The 17172-nt window shown below is 33.9% G+C and carries 17 protein-coding genes; 9 read left to right on the top strand and 8 right to left on the bottom strand.

Features of this window, described 5'->3' with window-relative positions; all coding sequences use genetic code 11:
- Nucleotides 1-179: 179 nt before the first annotated feature.
- Both QMD61_04135 and QMD61_04130 read right to left on the bottom strand, forming a co-directional pair.
- Nucleotides 180-2000 (bottom strand): threonine--tRNA ligase, encoded by a 1821-nt coding sequence (locus tag QMD61_04135; GenBank protein ID MDI6723812.1) that lies wholly within the window; start codon nucleotides 1998-2000, stop codon nucleotides 180-182.
- A gap of 205 nt (nucleotides 2001-2205) precedes the next feature.
- The gene (locus QMD61_04130) at nucleotides 2206-3447 is read right to left on the bottom strand and encodes a DUF4010 domain-containing protein (protein MDI6723811.1); all 1242 of its coding nucleotides are present in this window, start codon (nucleotides 3445-3447) and stop codon (nucleotides 2206-2208) included.
- 379 nt (nucleotides 3448-3826) lie between these two features.
- Between QMD61_04130 and ilvD the strand changes: the two genes are divergently transcribed.
- The 5 genes from ilvD to argS all read left to right on the top strand — a co-directional run bounded on the left by ilvD (nucleotide 3827) and on the right by argS (nucleotide 8243).
- The gene (ilvD, locus tag QMD61_04125) at nucleotides 3827-5482 is read left to right on the top strand and encodes a dihydroxy-acid dehydratase (protein ID MDI6723810.1); all 1656 of its coding nucleotides are present in this window, start codon (nucleotides 3827-3829) and stop codon (nucleotides 5480-5482) included.
- A gap of 66 nt (nucleotides 5483-5548) precedes the next feature.
- Nucleotides 5549-5941 (top strand): signal peptidase I, encoded by a 393-nt coding sequence (locus QMD61_04120; protein ID MDI6723809.1) that lies wholly within the window; start codon nucleotides 5549-5551, stop codon nucleotides 5939-5941.
- Between the two features lie 20 nt (nucleotides 5942-5961).
- The gene (locus tag QMD61_04115) at nucleotides 5962-6165 is read left to right on the top strand and encodes a hypothetical protein (GenBank protein MDI6723808.1); all 204 of its coding nucleotides are present in this window, start codon (nucleotides 5962-5964) and stop codon (nucleotides 6163-6165) included.
- Nucleotides 6162-6407 (top strand): hypothetical protein, encoded by a 246-nt coding sequence (locus QMD61_04110; GenBank protein ID MDI6723807.1) that lies wholly within the window; start codon nucleotides 6162-6164, stop codon nucleotides 6405-6407. The genes QMD61_04115 and QMD61_04110 overlap by 4 nt, the downstream gene beginning before the upstream one ends.
- A gap of 153 nt (nucleotides 6408-6560) precedes the next feature.
- A complete protein-coding gene (argS, locus tag QMD61_04105) occupies nucleotides 6561-8243 on the top strand; it encodes an arginine--tRNA ligase (protein ID MDI6723806.1) in 1683 nt (560 codons plus the stop codon).
- Nucleotides 8244-8269: 26 nt separating this feature from the next.
- Here the strand turns inward: argS and QMD61_04100 are convergent, their stop codons facing one another.
- From QMD61_04100 to purD, 6 genes are all read right to left on the bottom strand, one after another.
- Nucleotides 8270-8398, bottom strand: coding sequence for a hypothetical protein (locus QMD61_04100; GenBank protein MDI6723805.1), 129 nt, complete (start codon nucleotides 8396-8398; stop codon nucleotides 8270-8272).
- Between the two features lie 11 nt (nucleotides 8399-8409).
- Nucleotides 8410-8628 (bottom strand): hypothetical protein, encoded by a 219-nt coding sequence (locus QMD61_04095; protein ID MDI6723804.1) that lies wholly within the window; start codon nucleotides 8626-8628, stop codon nucleotides 8410-8412.
- A 268-nt stretch (nucleotides 8629-8896) separates the two neighbouring features.
- Nucleotides 8897-9442, bottom strand: coding sequence for a TetR/AcrR family transcriptional regulator (locus QMD61_04090; GenBank protein ID MDI6723803.1), 546 nt, complete (start codon nucleotides 9440-9442; stop codon nucleotides 8897-8899).
- A gap of 433 nt (nucleotides 9443-9875) precedes the next feature.
- Nucleotides 9876-10781, bottom strand: a complete 906-nt coding sequence (gene argF, locus QMD61_04085) for an ornithine carbamoyltransferase (GenBank protein MDI6723802.1) — start codon at nucleotides 10779-10781, stop codon at nucleotides 9876-9878.
- A gap of 96 nt (nucleotides 10782-10877) precedes the next feature.
- The gene (locus QMD61_04080; protein MDI6723801.1) at nucleotides 10878-11384 is read right to left on the bottom strand and encodes a hypothetical protein; all 507 of its coding nucleotides are present in this window, start codon (nucleotides 11382-11384) and stop codon (nucleotides 10878-10880) included.
- Between the two features lie 26 nt (nucleotides 11385-11410).
- Nucleotides 11411-12721 carry a phosphoribosylamine--glycine ligase gene (gene purD, locus QMD61_04075; GenBank protein MDI6723800.1) on the bottom strand — a complete coding sequence of 437 codons (1311 nt, stop codon included), beginning with the start codon at nucleotides 12719-12721 and terminating at the stop codon, nucleotides 11411-11413.
- A gap of 182 nt (nucleotides 12722-12903) precedes the next feature.
- Here purD and QMD61_04070 point away from each other — a divergent pair, with 182 nt between their 5' ends.
- The 4 genes from QMD61_04070 (at nucleotide 12904) to ilvC (ending at nucleotide 17152) form a co-directional block, all read left to right on the top strand.
- The gene (locus tag QMD61_04070) at nucleotides 12904-14643 is read left to right on the top strand and encodes an acetolactate synthase large subunit (GenBank protein MDI6723799.1); all 1740 of its coding nucleotides are present in this window, start codon (nucleotides 12904-12906) and stop codon (nucleotides 14641-14643) included.
- A 1-nt stretch (nucleotide 14644) separates the two neighbouring features.
- On the top strand, nucleotides 14645-15145 hold the full coding sequence (ilvN, locus tag QMD61_04065) for an acetolactate synthase small subunit (GenBank protein ID MDI6723798.1): 501 nt from the start codon (nucleotides 14645-14647) through the stop codon (nucleotides 15143-15145).
- 43 nt (nucleotides 15146-15188) lie between these two features.
- On the top strand, nucleotides 15189-15800 hold the full coding sequence (locus tag QMD61_04060) for a cadmium resistance transporter (GenBank protein ID MDI6723797.1): 612 nt from the start codon (nucleotides 15189-15191) through the stop codon (nucleotides 15798-15800).
- 365 nt (nucleotides 15801-16165) lie between these two features.
- On the top strand, nucleotides 16166-17152 hold the full coding sequence (gene ilvC, locus QMD61_04055) for a ketol-acid reductoisomerase (GenBank protein ID MDI6723796.1): 987 nt from the start codon (nucleotides 16166-16168) through the stop codon (nucleotides 17150-17152).
- Nucleotides 17153-17172 lie beyond the last annotated feature (20 nt).

Below are 17172 nucleotides of genomic sequence, written 5' to 3'. Positions count from 1 at the left end.
GGAGAGAATGGATAAAGAAGGATAATAAACTATTTAACCCTCAGATTTATTTTATTTTTTTATAAAGAAAAAAACTCCAAAAATCAACTTCCAATATAGCCCATAATGTTTATTTTTCCAATAAAACCATGTAAAAAAATGAATAAGCAATAATAAAATAAAAATAGTTAAAGAGTTAATTAAAAGTTAACTCTTTTAGATAATTTTAATGGTAAAGGCAGCGGCCTGAATGGCATTCCTTTTACTTCATCATGTATTCTATTAATGAGTTCATCTTTGTCCATTAAAACTTTTTCATTACTTTCACGAATATTTACAGTGAATTTATCACTATCAAGTTCTTTATCTCCAATTACAATTGTATATGGTACCCATTCCTTTCCAGCATTCCTTATTTTTTTACCAACAGTTTCATGACGTTCATCCATATCAACTCTTATATTATTTTCTTTTAATTCATCTACAAGAGATGATGCAAGTTCTATATGTCTCTCTGCAATTGGAATTACTCTTACCTGTGTTGGTGAAAGCCATACCGGCAGCATTGGAGGCCTTTCGTTTATTTCTATGGCAGTTTTTTCAAGTAAACTGCCTATAACGCGCTCTATGCTTCCTGTGGGGCTGCAATGGATAATTATAGGATATTCTTCTTCTTCAGCTTCATTAATGTATGTTATGTCAAATCTTTCAGCGCTTTCAACGTCTATCTGGATTGTAGGGTTTTCTATAGGCCTTCCAAGGTAATCAATAGCTGCAAAGTCCATTTTAGCAATCCAGTAATGCTTACGCCTTGGCAAAATCTCAAGAAGTATTGGTTTTCCCATTTTTTCTGCTGCATTATATATCCATTCTTTATTTTCTTCAAAGAAGTCTGCTGTCGCCCTGAAAATAGCTTCATAATTCACATCAAGGTCTTTTCCAGTCTGCATGCACATATCAATTTGCCTGTCAAATTCTTCCATTGAGCTTGGAATATCTGCACATACTGAGTGGAAATCAGGCATTGTAAATCCTCTAAGTCTTTTAAGCCCCACTACTTCTCCTCTCTTTTCTAATCGGAAACTATATGTTGAAAGTTCATATACTCCAACTGGAAGATTTTTCCAGGTTAAAAATGAATCTGAAAGCATTCTAAATGCCCCAAAACAGCAGGCAAATCTTAACATGAGTTCTTTTTTAGTACCCATTCTGTACTGTCTTTCTCCAAATTTATCTGCATGTGTCCTTATTGCTTCATCAGCAAGGTCATACATTATTGGAGTTTCAACAGGCATAGCACCGTACTCTGTTACAAGGTTGTAAACATAATCTGAGAGAAGATCACGAACTAATCTGCCTTTAGGGTACCATCTGAGGTGCCCAACATCAGCGGATGGTTCGTAATCTGCAAGACCTTTTTCACGCATAAGCCTTACATGTGGAGGTTCCTCTCCAGTGGATTCTAATTTACCGAGCTCATAATCAGTAAGCTTTTTGAGGTCTTCGTTTTTAAATTCATAATCCTCTGGATCATAAAGTTCTCCTTTACTTAAAACATACCATTTGGAAGGTTCTTCTGTTGCCTTTTCTTCTTCTTTAGGTTTTACAGTAATGGTTCTTGAAAGTTCAGATAATGGATGTCCTTTACATGATATTTCAAATGATTTGTACCATCCAAATGGAACTCTTGAGACTTTGATGTTTTTTGCTTTTAGTTCAGATTCCATATCCTTCAAAATCTTCTTTGCAGATTGAGGAGAGCCTAAAGAAGAACTTAAATGAGCATAAGGATATATAATTACATTGTCCGGTTTTACCTGACCTGAAACATTGATTATTTCTGAAACTGCATTTTTTACAATCTCATCTGTATTCTGTTCATCTTTCTTCTCAACTGCGGTAAAAACCACCAGAGCATTTTCGAATTCCTCACTTTTTTTATCTCCAATATCTTCTGCTATTCTTGTCTTCTGTTTTGTTTTATACTTTAAATAATCAGAATGAATTAAAAGTATCCTCATTTTATCACCCGTGAATCTAAAATAGTTATAAGAGTAATTCTAGTTCTATTAACAGATTTAAACAATTCTGGAATATCCTGTCTTTCTTAAATAAATAAAATATATACTCATAAAAATTTATTTTTTCACTATTTAAATTTTTATTTTAAACAGGATTTTAATTCCCCTAAAAATTAATGAGATTATGCATGTTAAAAAATATTAATTAGACAAATATTATAGCAATTATTCCTATTGAAATGATTAGGGCGAATATTACACCTATCAAATATCCAAATTTTCTTGTTCCAAAAAACATTGCAATAAAAAATTTAACAACCGTATTTGATATCGCTGCAAGCGTTATTGCAGTAACTGCAACTTCATTAGATATTGTATCCCTTGCAAGGATAGCCATACTTATTGTTATAGCGTCCACGTCAGCTACTCCAGATATGATGCTTGTAATGTAAATTCCACTGCTTCCAAAATAAATATCGGCTATTTTAGATATAAATAAAATAATCAAAAACAATAAACCAAATATTAACGCAGGTTTAAGTGAAAAGGGGTTTTTAAGTTTAAGATCCTCACCTACTTCCCTGACTTTGGTTGTTTTCCATGCTAAAAAGCCTAAAAAAATACCTAAAATCCCCATACTAAGCATTGGAGCAACGAGAATACCTATTAAATTAGAATTAATTACTGATACTTCAAATAGAACTCGAAAAAACATCATTGAACTTGCAACAACTGTGGCAAATACTGCTGCCCTGATAACAAAATCTGATTCTTTAACTCTTGCTGCCATGGCAGTTGTAACCGCTGTACTGGATACAAGCCCCCCTATAATTCCAGTAGCACTTATTCCTCTTTCAGCGCCTATAAATTTCATCAATATATATCCAGCAAAGCTTATTCCAGAAATAAATACTACCATAAGCCAGATCTGATAGGGATTAAAAACACCTAAAGGTCCAATAGTCTCATTTGGAAGTAATGGAAGTATCACAAATGCAACTATCAGGAATTTAAGGGTATTTATAATCTCTTTCTGGCTTATTTTCTGTGCAAAAGTGTGTAAATATGGCTTAACTGCAAGTAAAGTGGTTATTATTATTGCAAGAATGGGGACAATTTGTAATCCTTCATCAGTAAAGCATAATGCGCCTAAAATGAATGTAAGAAGTGCCACTACTTCTGTAGTTATTCCAATATCACCAGTTTCCTTTATACTGGGGATATAACTCAAACTTACAATTGCTGCAAGCCCTAAAAACGCTATAATTAAAAAATTAGGATAAAATGTTGATAAAAAAGCAGATGAGGTTCCAAATACCGCGATCAGCATGAAAGTCCTTATTCCAGCAAATTCTTTTATTTTAGACTGTTTTCGCTCCCTTTCAGTACCAATCAGCGCCCCTATTGCAAAAGAAATTAAAAATTTTAAAATTAATTCTATATGCATGATAATAATCTATTGTTTGAATCTTAAATATTTGAGGGAGAAGCCATTATGATTCAAAAATACCTAAATAACAAATGAAGTTTAAATGGATTCTATAAATTCATCATTTCTTTTATTTACCTATGAAGTAAAAAATGATGAAATTTCAATTCTGCCCGCAATATGAATTCTGACACATATTAATAAATACTAAAACTATAAATTATTTTACGCTTAAATCTTATTAACAGTTTTGAACAATTATAATTTATAAGTCCTCAAAAAAGGATATAATATTCAAAAACACTGCTTATTTAAAAATAAGAATAAATTAAATTTATATTATCTAATAAGCCGATTATAAAGCATTAATTAGAGAAAAATTTCAAGATGTGATTCAATGAGAAGTGATTCAATTAAAAAAGGTCTGCAAAGAGCCCCCCACAGATCTCTGCTAAGGGCATGCGGAGTTACAGATGAAGAAATGGATAAACCATTTATAGGTGTTGCAAACAGTTTTACTGACATTGTTCCCGGCCATATTCATTTAAATGAAGTTGCAGATGCAGTTAAAATAGGAATAAGCCATGCCGGTGGTGTTCCTTTTGAATTTAATACCATGGCTATTTGCGACGGTATAGCTATGAATCACGAAGGAATGAAATATTCCCTTGCTTCCCGTGAAATAATAGCCGATACAGTAGAAACCATGGCTCAAGCACATCAGCTTGATGGACTTGTTTGTATCCCCACATGTGATAAAGTCGTTCCAGGAATGCTTATGGCTGCAGCGAGACTTGATATTCCTTCAATCTTTGTTACAGGAGGTCCAATGAAGCCAGGTAAATTCCATGGGAAATCTGTCGATCTAATTGATGTTTATGAAGGTGTAGGCGCTGTTTCATCAGGTAAAATGACAATGGAAGAAATTGACGAACTGGAAAGATGTGCCTGTCCAGGAGCAGGTTCATGTGCAGGTTTATTTACTGCAAACACAATGGCATGCGTAACAGAAGTTTTAGGGATGAGTTTACCCTATTGTGCTACAGCTCATGCAGTTGATGCCAAAAAAATGAGACTTGCAAGAGAATCTGGATCTAAAATAATAGAATTACTGGAAAAAAATATAAATCCATCAAAAGTAATGACCCAAGAGGCATTTGAAAATGCTATAGCAGCGGATCTAGCTCTTGGAGGTTCTACAAATACTACGCTCCATATTCCTGCAATAGCAAGCGAACTTGAGGATAAAGGAGTTAATATAAATCTTGATACTTTTGACTTATTAGGTAAAAAAATTCCTCACATCACCAAACTGAGTCCTTCTGGGATTCATACAATGCTTGATTTAGACCGTGCTGGAGGCATACCCGCAGTCTTGAAAGTAATAGAAGATAAAATAAATCCAGAAGTAATGACCTGTACTGGAAAAACTCTTAAAGAAAATATTAAAGATGCAAAAGTCTTAAACGAAGAAGTTATACGACCATTAAATAACCCTATACATGAAGAGGGCGGACTTGCCATATTAAAAGGAAATTTAGCTCCAAGAGGATCTGTGGTTAAAATAGGTGCCGTAGATGAAGATATGATGGAACACGAAGGGCCTGCAAAAGTCTTCAACAGTGAAGATGAATGCGTTTCTGCCGTCTTTAATAAGGAAATTCAGGAAGGAGACGTAGTTATAATAAGATATGAAGGACCAAAAGGAGGTCCTGGAATGCGTGAAATGCTAAATCCAACATCAGCCATATCTGGAATGGGCATTAAGTCAGTTGCACTTATAACAGATGGAAGATTTTCAGGAGGAACACGGGGACCATGTATAGGACACGTATCTCCAGAAGCTATGGCAGGAGGTCCTCTTGCTGCTTTAAAAGATGGAGATATAATAAAAATAGACATGCATAATCGAAAACTGGATGTTAAACTTGATGAAGATGAAATTAAAAAGAGACTTGAAGAAGTAATCCTTCCAAGTAAAGAAGTTAAAGGCTGGCTTTCACGGTACAGAAAACTTGCAAGTTCTGCAGATAAAGGAGCTATTTTAAGATAATTTAGCAAAAATATAAACCTTTTAAAGTTTAAATAATAGTATAAAAAACGCCGTAAGGGTGAAAAATTGGATCTTAAGGAAATTGCAACTTATATTGTCATTATACTCATTGGAGTTATTTTAGCCCAGCACATGAATGTAGTTGTCTCTGGAAGCATGGAGCCAGTCATGGAGCGAGGGGATATCGTTATAATTGATACAAATCCTGGTGTTATAGAGAATGGAGACATAGTAGTTTATAATGCTGACTGGTATAATCAACCCGTAATTCACCGGGTTATTGACATTAAAAAAACGTCTGAAGGCGAATTATATCTAATAAAAGGAGATAATAATCCCTCACCTGATCCTTCCCTGGTTAAAAGAGAGCAAATCATTTCAAAGGTTATAACTATAAATAATAACCCTTTAATCATACCTAAAATTGGGTATATAACCATATGGATAAGGGGATTATAAATTTATATGGAGAATGACCTTTGAAATCATCGAAAAAACTGATTTCAATCGTACCGGTTGTAATCATTGGTTTTATTTTTGTGGCTGGAATAATAGGAATATATTCTGTGAATTCTAATTTAAGCCCAGTAAATACAAAAATGAATGTAGTTACAGGCGGTAGCATGGAACCGGCGCTCTACCGCGGCGATATAGTAATAGTTAAAAAAATCCAGATAAGGTGAAAATTGGAGACATAGTAATATATAATGCCACATGGTTTGGTCAGCCTGTAATTCATAGAGTAATTAATATAACCAAAACACCTGAAGGGGACGTGTACCTTATGAAAGGAGATAACAATCCTTCACCCGACCCTGTCTTGGTTAAAAGGGAACAGATCATTTCAAAATTTAAAATGGAAGATAATGGTCCTGCTGTTATACCTAAAGTTGGATATATAACACTCTGGATAAGAGGATTATAACAAATTATTTTCACGATTTTTTATGTTAAAAATATTTAAGATCAGAAATCAGATAAACAATATATTTTAATAATTTTTTTATTGATATCTTAATATGAAATATAATTTTCTTAAAATTAGCTCATTAATGTATAATGATTATATGGTGAATTTATGTACAGATTACTTGAAAAAGAAGCAGTGAAATCCCTGGAGAATGCAATTAAAGCCCTAGAATATGAAGTGCCTGAAGAAATCAAAGTTGAAGAACCGCCAAATGCAGATTTAGGAGATCTTGCATCAACAGTGTCTTTTCAGCTTGCAAAAAAGTTGAAAAAACCACCAGTAGAGATAACTAAAGATATTTTAAATGTTATAGAAACTCCTGAATTATTTAAATCTGTTGAAATGAAAGGTCCTTACATTAATTTCTTTATAAATTATGATAATTTCTCAAAACTGGTTTTAGAGAGCATAAATGATAGTTATGGTCAGCTTGAAGAAAAAGAAGAAAAAATAATCCTTGAACACACTTCAGCTAATCCAAATGGACCGCTTCATATTGGCCATATTAGAAATTCCATAATAGGAGATTCCCTTAGCCGTGTGCTGAAATCTGCAGGATATAATGTGGAAACACAGTATTATGTTAATGATATGGGGCGACAAATTGCCATGATTGTCTGGGGACTCCTTAATTTTGATTTTAAAATAGAAGAAAAAGAAAAAGTCGACCATGAAATCGGGAAAATCTATTTCCAGGTGAATGAAAAATTACGTGCCGATGAAGAACTAAAAACAGAAATTGACCTGCTATTAAAAAGATATGAAAGTGGGAAAGACGAAGAACTTGCTGATTACTTCGAATATGTTGTAAGCAAATGTTTAGAGGGCATAAAAGCTACATCAGAACGTTTAAACGTTGCACACGATAAGTATGTATGGGAAAGTAAATTTGTAAAAGACGGTACTGTTAAAAGGATTTTAGATGATTTAAGTAGCTACACTGAAAGAAATGAAGTCCTTTATCTACCTCTTGAAGATTATGGGATAGAAAAAGAGCTTATACTGACAAGATCAGATGGAACTTCTCTTTATTCAACAAGAGACCTCGCATATCATCTTGAAAAATCAGAAAATAGTGATGAAATGATTGATGTGCTTGGATCTGATCATAAGCTCGCAATTGATCAGTTGAGTATAGCATTAAAATTATTAGGCGCTGAAAGTCCGGAAGTTATATTTTACGAATTCATAACTCTTCCAGAAGGTTCTATGTCTACAAGAAGGGGTGTTTTCATTTCAGTTGATGATTTAATGGATGAAGCTGTCGAACGCGCCTATTTAGAGATTAAAAAACGAAGAGAAGATCTTGAAAAATGGTCTGCCATGAAAATAGCAGAAGAAATTGGAATTGGAGCTATACGATACTTTATCGCCAGATTATCTCCAGAAAAACATATCGTGTTTAAATGGGATGAAGCGTTAAGTTTTGAGCGTGGCTGCGCTTCCATACAATATGCACATGCACGTGCGTGCAAATTACTGGAAAAAGCAGATTTCAATGCAGAAAAAGTTGTTGAAAGCTATTACTTAAGCCATCCTTCTGAAATAGAGCTCGTAAAGATGCTTTCAAAGTTCACTTCAGTGATTGAGGAATCTGTAAGGATAAAAAGAGTACATAATATAGCCCAATATGCTTTAGACCTTGCAGGGACATTCAACAGATTTTATAAGTCAGTTCCAGTAATAGGAACAGAAGAAGAATCCCTGAGATTAGTTTTAGTCGATAAATCAAGAATCACTATTAGAAATTGTCTTGAACTGCTTGGAATTAATGCCCCTAACTCCATGTAAAAAAAATAGTTACAGATTAAAATTGTTTAAGCTTCAAGCATTAATGTAGAATGATCTACAAATCTTTCTATTGCTTTTTGATGATCTACAGAATGACGCCCTTGACGTCTGTCAAAAATCAGGAAGTATACAAAAACTAAAATTGTAAATGCCAATAATTGATAATCTATTTTATCATTAGGAGCTTTTTTTGGATGTATTCTCCCAAATGTTTTATAAATGTCTCTATAACTGTCTCGGTCATTCTACATCTTTCATTTAGAAATATTTTAACAAATTCATAGTTATTGTCGATTACATCAACAAGTTTATCCATTAATGATTCTAAAAAATCTCTGGTATTTTCAAACTCTTCATTAAGAAAAATTGAATCAAAATCCTTCAAAATCTTCTCCTGGTTTCGTACTAAAACCATGTTAAAGAGATTTTTTTTAGTTTTAAACTTCCTGAACAATGTCATTTCACTGAAACCAGCTTTTTCAACTATAAGTTGGTTCCAGCGCCTGCATATCCATTTTCAGGAACAAAATTTCAAATCTGCTTCCATGATTTTATCATCTGTTTACTCATCAGATAAAAATCTGTAACAATCCTGTTACATAACTTAATAAGTTTTTATTTGAGTAATTATACAATAAAAAATTGTTATAATATTAAATAAGAAAAGCTTTATTATACTCTATAAATTCTTTAACTGCTTTTTCATGATCAACAAAACTATATCCCATATTTTTATCCAGTATAAGCAGATATAAAAATGATAGTATATTAAAAGCAAATACTCTGCTGTTAATTTTAATTTCTGGATATTTTCTTTCTAAATACTGGCTTAAATGGTCAATAAATTCTTCAAGAATGCTATCAGACACTCTACGTCTTTCATTAACATATATACTGATGCATTGGAAATGGTCTTCAATTAATCTGTAAAAATATTCAATTAGGAGTCTAAAAGACTCTGCCGGGTCTTTTACTTTATTTCTATTAAATATTGAATATATTTCATCCAGTATCAATTCCTTCTTTTCTACCAAAACTGTGTCAAATAGATTTTCTTTAGTTTTAAATTTTCTGAACAATGTCATTTCACTAAAACCTGCTTCATGAGCTATAATTCTTGTTTTAGTTCCGACATATCCTTCTTCTGCAAACAGTTTTAAAGCCGCGTCAACTAATTTTTCTTTAGTTTCATCAGTCATATTACCACTCCCTATTAATTTTTTATTAATTAATTCGTTATTACTGATATATATTAAATAAGTATTTAAAGTTATGGTTTACTTACCTTATAAAACACCATATTAATGATTTAATAGGTAAAATAAGTGATAGCGCTAACTAAAAATAAGAATAAATTATTATTAGTAATAAAAAAGCTTAAAATACCTGTTTAATACATTATATTTACATAAAAAATAATTTAAACATTTATAATATTCAATAAACGGTTTAATAGCATATACATAATTTTTAAGGTGATAAATGCCATCTAATAATAATTAATATAAATCAAAATAAATGTCAATGATCCAAAGTATTATTACTGCAAATACTTATGAAACATTTTCTTTAACTATCAATACGTCTAAAAGTATAAAAAAATAATGCCAAATAAATTAAAGATAAACTATTTTAATCCTTTAAAAGCTTGTAAAGAATTGCCTTTTGAGCATGCAATCTATTTTCAGCCTGATCCCAGATTACAGAATGATCAGAATTAATAACATCATCTGTGATTTCCTGACCTCTTATAGCTGGGAGACAATGCAACACAATAACATCTGGATCTGCAAGTTTTAAAGCCTCTTTATTCACCTGATAATTTTTTAAATCATTAATTCGTTTAGATGTTTCAGCTTCATCACCCATACTCACCCAAACATCTGTATAAATAACATCAGAGCCCTTAAGTCCTTCTTCAATGTTATCAGTAATTTTTATCTTTGAACCTGACATTTCTGCATATTCTTCGGCTTTTTTAACAATTTCAAAGTCTGGTTTGTAGTCTGAAGGACATACAACATTCATATCCATACCCACAAATGCAGATGCAAATAATAAGGAATTACAAACATTATTACCATCCCCAATGTAAGACAACGTCACATCAAAGCTTCCTTTACTTTCATATATTGTTAAAAGGTCTGCAAATGCCTGGCAGGGGTGTTCTCTGTTTGTAAGCCCGTTTATTACAGGTACACTTGAATTTTGTGAAAATTCTAAAACATCATCATGTTCTATGGCCCGTATCATCACGCCATCAACATATCTACTCATGGCTTTGGCCGTATCTTCTATTATCTCACCACGGCCAAGCTGCAGGTCATCTCTTGATAGATAAAGAGCGTTTCCACCTAGCTGATACATGCCTACTTCAAAAGATACCCTTGTTCTTGTAGATGCCTTTTCAAATATCATTGCCAGTGATTTTTTGGCTAACGGCTCTCCAGGGATTTCCCCCTTTTTAAATTTCCCTGCAAGATTCAGTATTTCATCCACTTCATCCCGGGCATCCTCCATTGATAAAAGATGTTTCATTAATTTCACTCCAAATTTTCATTCATTTCCAGATTCATTGAAATAATTGTTTATTTAAATCCTACTATATTTATCTTTCTATATCTTCAAGGTGAATTATTTACCGTTAAATTCTGTATTAATCAGGCATTTAATATGCTCAATTTCCTTCTCAATTTTTTCTAATTCATTCTTTCTATCTTCATGGGGTTCATTATCTCTAATCTCTTCTTCCTGAAGTTTTTTATACCTCGAATTAATTTTACTCATGTATTCTGTGAGTCCCGATTTAATCTCTTTCCTTCTTTCCTGTTTAAGCTTTATTAAAGCAATCTCTTTGCGAATTATTTTATCATTTAAACCGTTGAGGATTTTAATTCCCTTTTTAAGTTTACTTTCAGTATCTTCAATTTCATTCCCTATTTTCTGATTTTTCGGATATTCCCGAGACTTTTTATGGAGTCTAAACATCTTATTCTCCATTTCTTTGATGCACTGTTTTATAATAGGCCTTTTACTCTCATATTTATCTATTTTAAGCTCATTATTAACTATTTTCTCTGTAATCTTTAGAATTTTTTCTTTATTACTTAATTCAGGAATGTATTCATCTAAATTTCGCATAATTCACTCCAATATTCAAAACATCCTTATTTTTTAAGCTGCTCCATATGTCTTATCCTTTTTTGTATTAAATCAGCTGTTCCAACGTCTCTTCTATGGTAAATATCGCCTTTTACATATTTTGTAGCATTTTCGCAAAGTTTTTCTGCTTCATCTATTGTTTCACCTACTGCTACAAGACCTAACGCCCTTGAAGAGGAACTGTACACCTTTCCATCCTTTTCATTAACTGCTGCGTAGTAAACCTGAGCACCAGCATCATTTATCCTTTTTTCATCCACTTCTATAACCTGATTTGGGACTGCACTTCCAGGATATCCTTTGGGCACTATATATTTGCAAACAGTCGCTTTATCCTCAAATTCAGCCCCCTTAAGGTTCCCGTTGACAATACCCTCACAGATATCCACAAAATTAGATTTAAGCAGCTCTAAAACATTCATTGCTTCAGGATCCCCAAATCTTGCATTGTACTCAATGAGCTTCGGGCCATCTCTACCCAGCATGAACTGTCCATATAAAAATCCCCTGTAAGGACCTACTTCTTTATTGATAGCCTTTACAGTATCCTCCATTATCCCAACTGACTTATCATAACTCTTTTTATCTAAAAATGGTAATAATCCACCTTTATCAGAATAAGAACCCATTCCCCCAGTTATTGGGCCTTCATCACCTTCAAATGCATAGGGATGATCCTGAACCGCTGGCATTGGGGCAATATTTTTACCATCAACAAAAGCCTGAACAGTGAATTCTTCACCAATCGCCCTTTCTTCAATAACAACTCGTGCATGACCTCCCATTTTAGTATCTATTACCTCTTTAGCATATTTTTTAGCTTCATCAGCATCCTTTAGTTGCTCTCCCATTATTTTAACGCCTTTTCCACCAGTTAAACCAACCGGTTTGATTACAACGTCCTCTCCAAAATCATCAATAAAATCACTGATATCATCATAATTATCAAATACTCTGTAAACCAGAGAACCGTCTATTTTGTAATTTTCAAACAAATTTCTCATAAAAACCTTATCTGTTTCTATTTTGGCCGCTTCCATGGTGGGACCAACACATCCTATGCCCATTGATTCAAGTGCATCCACAATACCCTTCTCAAGTGGAGCTTCAGGCCCAATTACGGCCATATCAATGTTATTATCAGCCGCAAATTTCTTAACTCCCTCAATATCGTTTTCGCTTCCAATCTGGAATTTGGATATTCTCGCTATTCCCGGATTTTTATTGCTCATAATCGAGTATAATTCTGCATTTCCTTCAATCGCCTTACAAATTGCGTGTTCCCTTGCCCCTGTACCTACTACAAGTATTTTCATATAAATCCACCTCAAATTGTATAAACTTTAATCTGATAATTAATTTCACAGTTAATGTTTTTTATCTTAACTATATATCTTAAGTTAGCCAACATAGGGATAGAGATAATATTTATTCTCTAAAAGAAATAGATATTTAAAGTCTAAATTTCAAGACCAAAAAAGTTAATCAAGGTGTTTTTATGAGAGGCGGCGAAGCGCTAATTAAATCACTCGCAGATCAGGGAGTAGATGTTGTCTTTGGTTATCCTGGAGGCGTTTTACTTCCTTTATACGACGTAATCTATGATTCTGACATGAAACATATTTTAGTAAGACATGAACAGTGTGCAGCCCATGCTGCAGATGGATATGCAAGGGCATCCGGAAAAGTAGGAGTATGTATCGGTACATCCGGTCCTGGAGCCACAAATTTAGTAACAGGAATTGCAACAGCATACATGGACTCTTCACCAATAGTAGCCATTGCTGGACAGGTTGCAACAGGACTTATTGGTAATGATGCATTCCAGGAAGTTGATACCATAGGAATGACAATGCCCATTACAAAACACAACTTCCAGCCAATGACTCCACAGGAAATCCCCGGAATGATTAAATCTGCATTCTATATCGCTGGAACCGGTAGACCTGGACCTGTAGTTGTGGATTTACCTAAAGATGTTCAGGAACAGGAGCTGGACATGGAAAAAGAAGTTAGAATTGATTTACCAGGCTATAAACCCACCAGAAAGGGCCACCCATTACAAATTAAAAGGGCTGCAAATTTAATTGCAAATTCTAAAAAGCCAGTGATACTTGCTGGTGGTGGAGTAATCCTATCTGGATCATCAGAAGAGCTTCTTAAACTTTCAGAAATCATTGATGCACCGGTCGTTACCTCTCTACTGGGTAAAGGATCTTTCCCAGAAGATCATCCATATTCACTGGGTATGCTTGGAATGCACGGGACAAAGCCCTCAAACTTTATGGTTGATGAATGCGATTGTCTGATTGCAGTAGGATGCAGATTTTCAGATAGGACAACTGGAAATGTTGCAGAATTCGCTAAAAATGCTAAAATCATCCACATAGATATTGATCCAGCAGAAATTGGGAAAAATGTGGATATAGATATCCCAATTGTTGGTGATGCAAAGATAACTCTTTCAAATCTTATTAAAGCCCTTAGCCAGATCAATATTCGTGGAAATACTGATGAATGGATGAGATATGTACAAAATTGTAAACGGTCATCTACACCGAGAACTTCCTTTGATGATGTTCCTTTAAAACCGCAGCAGGTTATTAAAGAAATAATGCAGGCTACAGATGAAGAAACCATAGTTACAACAGATGTTGGTTTAAATCAGATGTGGATGGCCCATTATTTCAAAGTAAGGCATCCCCGAACCTTCCTATCATCAGGCGGTCTTGGAACTATGGGATTCGGATTCCCGGCAGCAATGGGGGCAAAAGTCGCAAAACCTGAAAGTGATGTTGTTGCAGTATGTGGAGATGGAGGATTCCTTATGGTTTCACAGGACCTTGCAACAATTAAAGAGTATGATATCCCTGTTGTAATCTGTATTTTAGATAACAGATATCTGGGAATGGTTGCACAGTGGCAGAAGCTATTCTACGAGAAGAGATTATCACATACCCATCTTGGAGAAGTTCCTGATTTTGTTAAACTTGCAGAAGCCTTTGGAGTAGCTGCATACCGAGTGGAAAAACCGGGTGAAGTTAGAGAAACCTTAAAAAATGCAATTAACTCAGGAGAACCAACACTTATCGATATAACAATTGACCCAGAAGAAATACTTCCAATGGTACCGCCAGGCTGTGGACTTACCGAAATGGTTGGAGAGTATAAAATAGAGCTTGAAAGTGCTGATGGCGTGCCATACTATAGAGAAGCAGAAGAAAGGGCAGGTGAATAATATGGAAAACGAAAGAACCCATATAATAAGCGCCCTTGTACTTCACAAGCCTGGTGTACTCCAGAGAGTCGCAGGACTCTTTACAAGAAGGGGATTTAACATAGACAGCATTACAGTGGGAACTTCTGAGCAGGAAGGCATCGCCAGAATGACAATCATGGCAAAAGGAGATCAAAAAGTCCTGGAACAGATTACAAAACAGTTGAATAAGATAATAGATGTTATCAAGGTCAGAGATCTTGAACCTGAAAAAACAGTTAAAAGAGAGTTGTGTCTGATTAAAGTTCATACTCCAACTGAAAAGGTAAGATCTGAAGTAATTCAGTATGCAAACATCTTTAGAGGCAGGATTATTGATGTGAGTCCAGAAACACTGACAATTGAAATTACCGGTGCTTCAGATAAGATCGACGCACTTATAGACCTTGTTAAAACCTTTGGGATCAAGGAAATAGCAAGAACAGGACCTACAGCAATGTCTCGAGGTATTAGAACTATTTAAAACTTATTTTTCCTTAATTTTTATTTTTAGTTCCTGTGTTAGCATGATTGAACCTCTCATTTTAGTTTTAACTGCTGTGACAATGTTTATAGCTACAAATCTTGATGATCTGTTTGTTTTAATGTTGTTTTTTGCAATTAAAGATTTTGATACTAAACAAATTGTTTTAGGCCAATATTTTGGAGTTATAACTTTAATACTGATAAGTGCCCTGAGCTATTTTTTAAAATTCTTTATTCCAATGGAATGGATTGGATTACTTGGATTAGCTCCTATAACTATAGGATTAAAGAATCTTAAAGATTTAAGGGAAAATAACAATAATCTTCCAGATTACAGTGTGAAAAATGAAAATCAATCCATATGCTCTAAATTAAAAAATAACAATTCATTTTTGGTTGCATCAGTTACAGTTGCAAATGGAGGAGATAACATAGGTGTTTATATTCCCTTATTTGCAAGTATAAACTCTTACCAAGTCCTGATTATAATATTAATATTCCTAATTATGATCGGTATTTGGTGTTATATAAGCTTTAAATTAGTTGATAATAGATTATTGGGGAGTAGAATTAGAAAATATGGCCATATTATTTTTCCATTTGTTCTAATCTTTCTTGGACTGGGTATTCTGGCAAAAAGTTTTATTCTATAATCTATAACTGGATTTGGAAATTTTGATTTTCAATTTAATCAGTTCAAAAAAAAATATGGTATGACAAAATTTATAAATTAATCAGTGGAATATTTAAATAGAATTAATTTTTACCTCATAATAACAGGTAATTTTTATTTTAAATCCTAATTGGAGGTTGAGAAAAATACGAAATTATTTTTCTGAACTTATTCGAAATCTCTGATTTCAAATGCCCGAACACAAAGTGTTCGACGGCCCAAATCAAAGATTTGGAGGTTGAAGGAAAAACATAGCATTCGAAAATTGAAATTTTTCGATGCGTCAAAATCAAAGATTTTGACAGTTTTTTCCTGAACCCAATATAGAATATTTGGAGGCATTAAATGAATATACATTATGAAAAAGACGTAGATTTAGACGTTTTAAAGGATAAAACAATTGCAGTTATAGGTTATGGAAGTCAGGGGATGGCCCAGGCCAGAAATATGTCAGAAAGTGGATTAAATGTTGTTGTTGGACTTAGAAAAGGTAGTTCATCAGAGGACATAGTAAAAAGTCATGGCTTAGAAGTTTTACCAGTTGAAGAAGCAGCTAAAAAAGCAGATGTCATTCACATATTAATCCCTGATGAAATCCAGGCAGATGTCTATGAAAACTCAATTAAAGATAACTTAGAAGAAGGAAACACTCTCACATTCTCACACGGTTACAATATACACTACGGCTACATTAAACCACCAAAAAACATAAATGTAGCAATGGTAGCTCCTAAAGCGCCAGGTGCAACTGTTAGAAGAGAATATGAAGAAGGGTTTGGAGTTCCAGGACTTGTAGCTGTTGAACAGGATTACACAGGGAATGCAAAAGAAATTGTGCTTGCAATGGCCAAAGGTTCAGGTCTTACAAGAGCAGGAGTACTTGAAACAACCTTTAAAGAAGAAACCGAAACCGATTTATTCGGTGAGCAGGCAGTACTCTGCGGAGGAGCAACAGAACTTATAAAAGCAGGTTTCCAGACCCTTGTAGAAGCAGGATACCAGCCAGAAATCGCATATTTCGAGACCTGTCACGAATTAAAACTTATAATTGACCTTATATATCAGAAAGGATTTGCTGGAATGTGGGACAATGTAAGTAACACAGCAGAATTTGGAGGTCTCACCAGAAGAGAAAGAGTCATTACAGAAGAATCCAGGAAGGAAATGAAGGAGATACTTAAAGAAATTCAGCAGGGCAAATTCACCAAGGAATGGACCCTTGAAAATCAGGCAGGAGCACCAATGCTCAACAAAATAAGGGAAATGGAAGAAGAATTACAGATTGAAGAAGTTGGTACAAAGCTTAGAAAGCTCTGCGGCTTGCAGAAATAGAATTAAACTTAACAGTTATT

The organism is Methanobacterium sp., assembly GCA_030017655.1.
Lineage (GTDB): Archaea > Methanobacteriota > Methanobacteria > Methanobacteriales > Methanobacteriaceae > Methanobacterium_D.
This window is presented reverse-complemented; position numbering and strand designations above follow the sequence as displayed.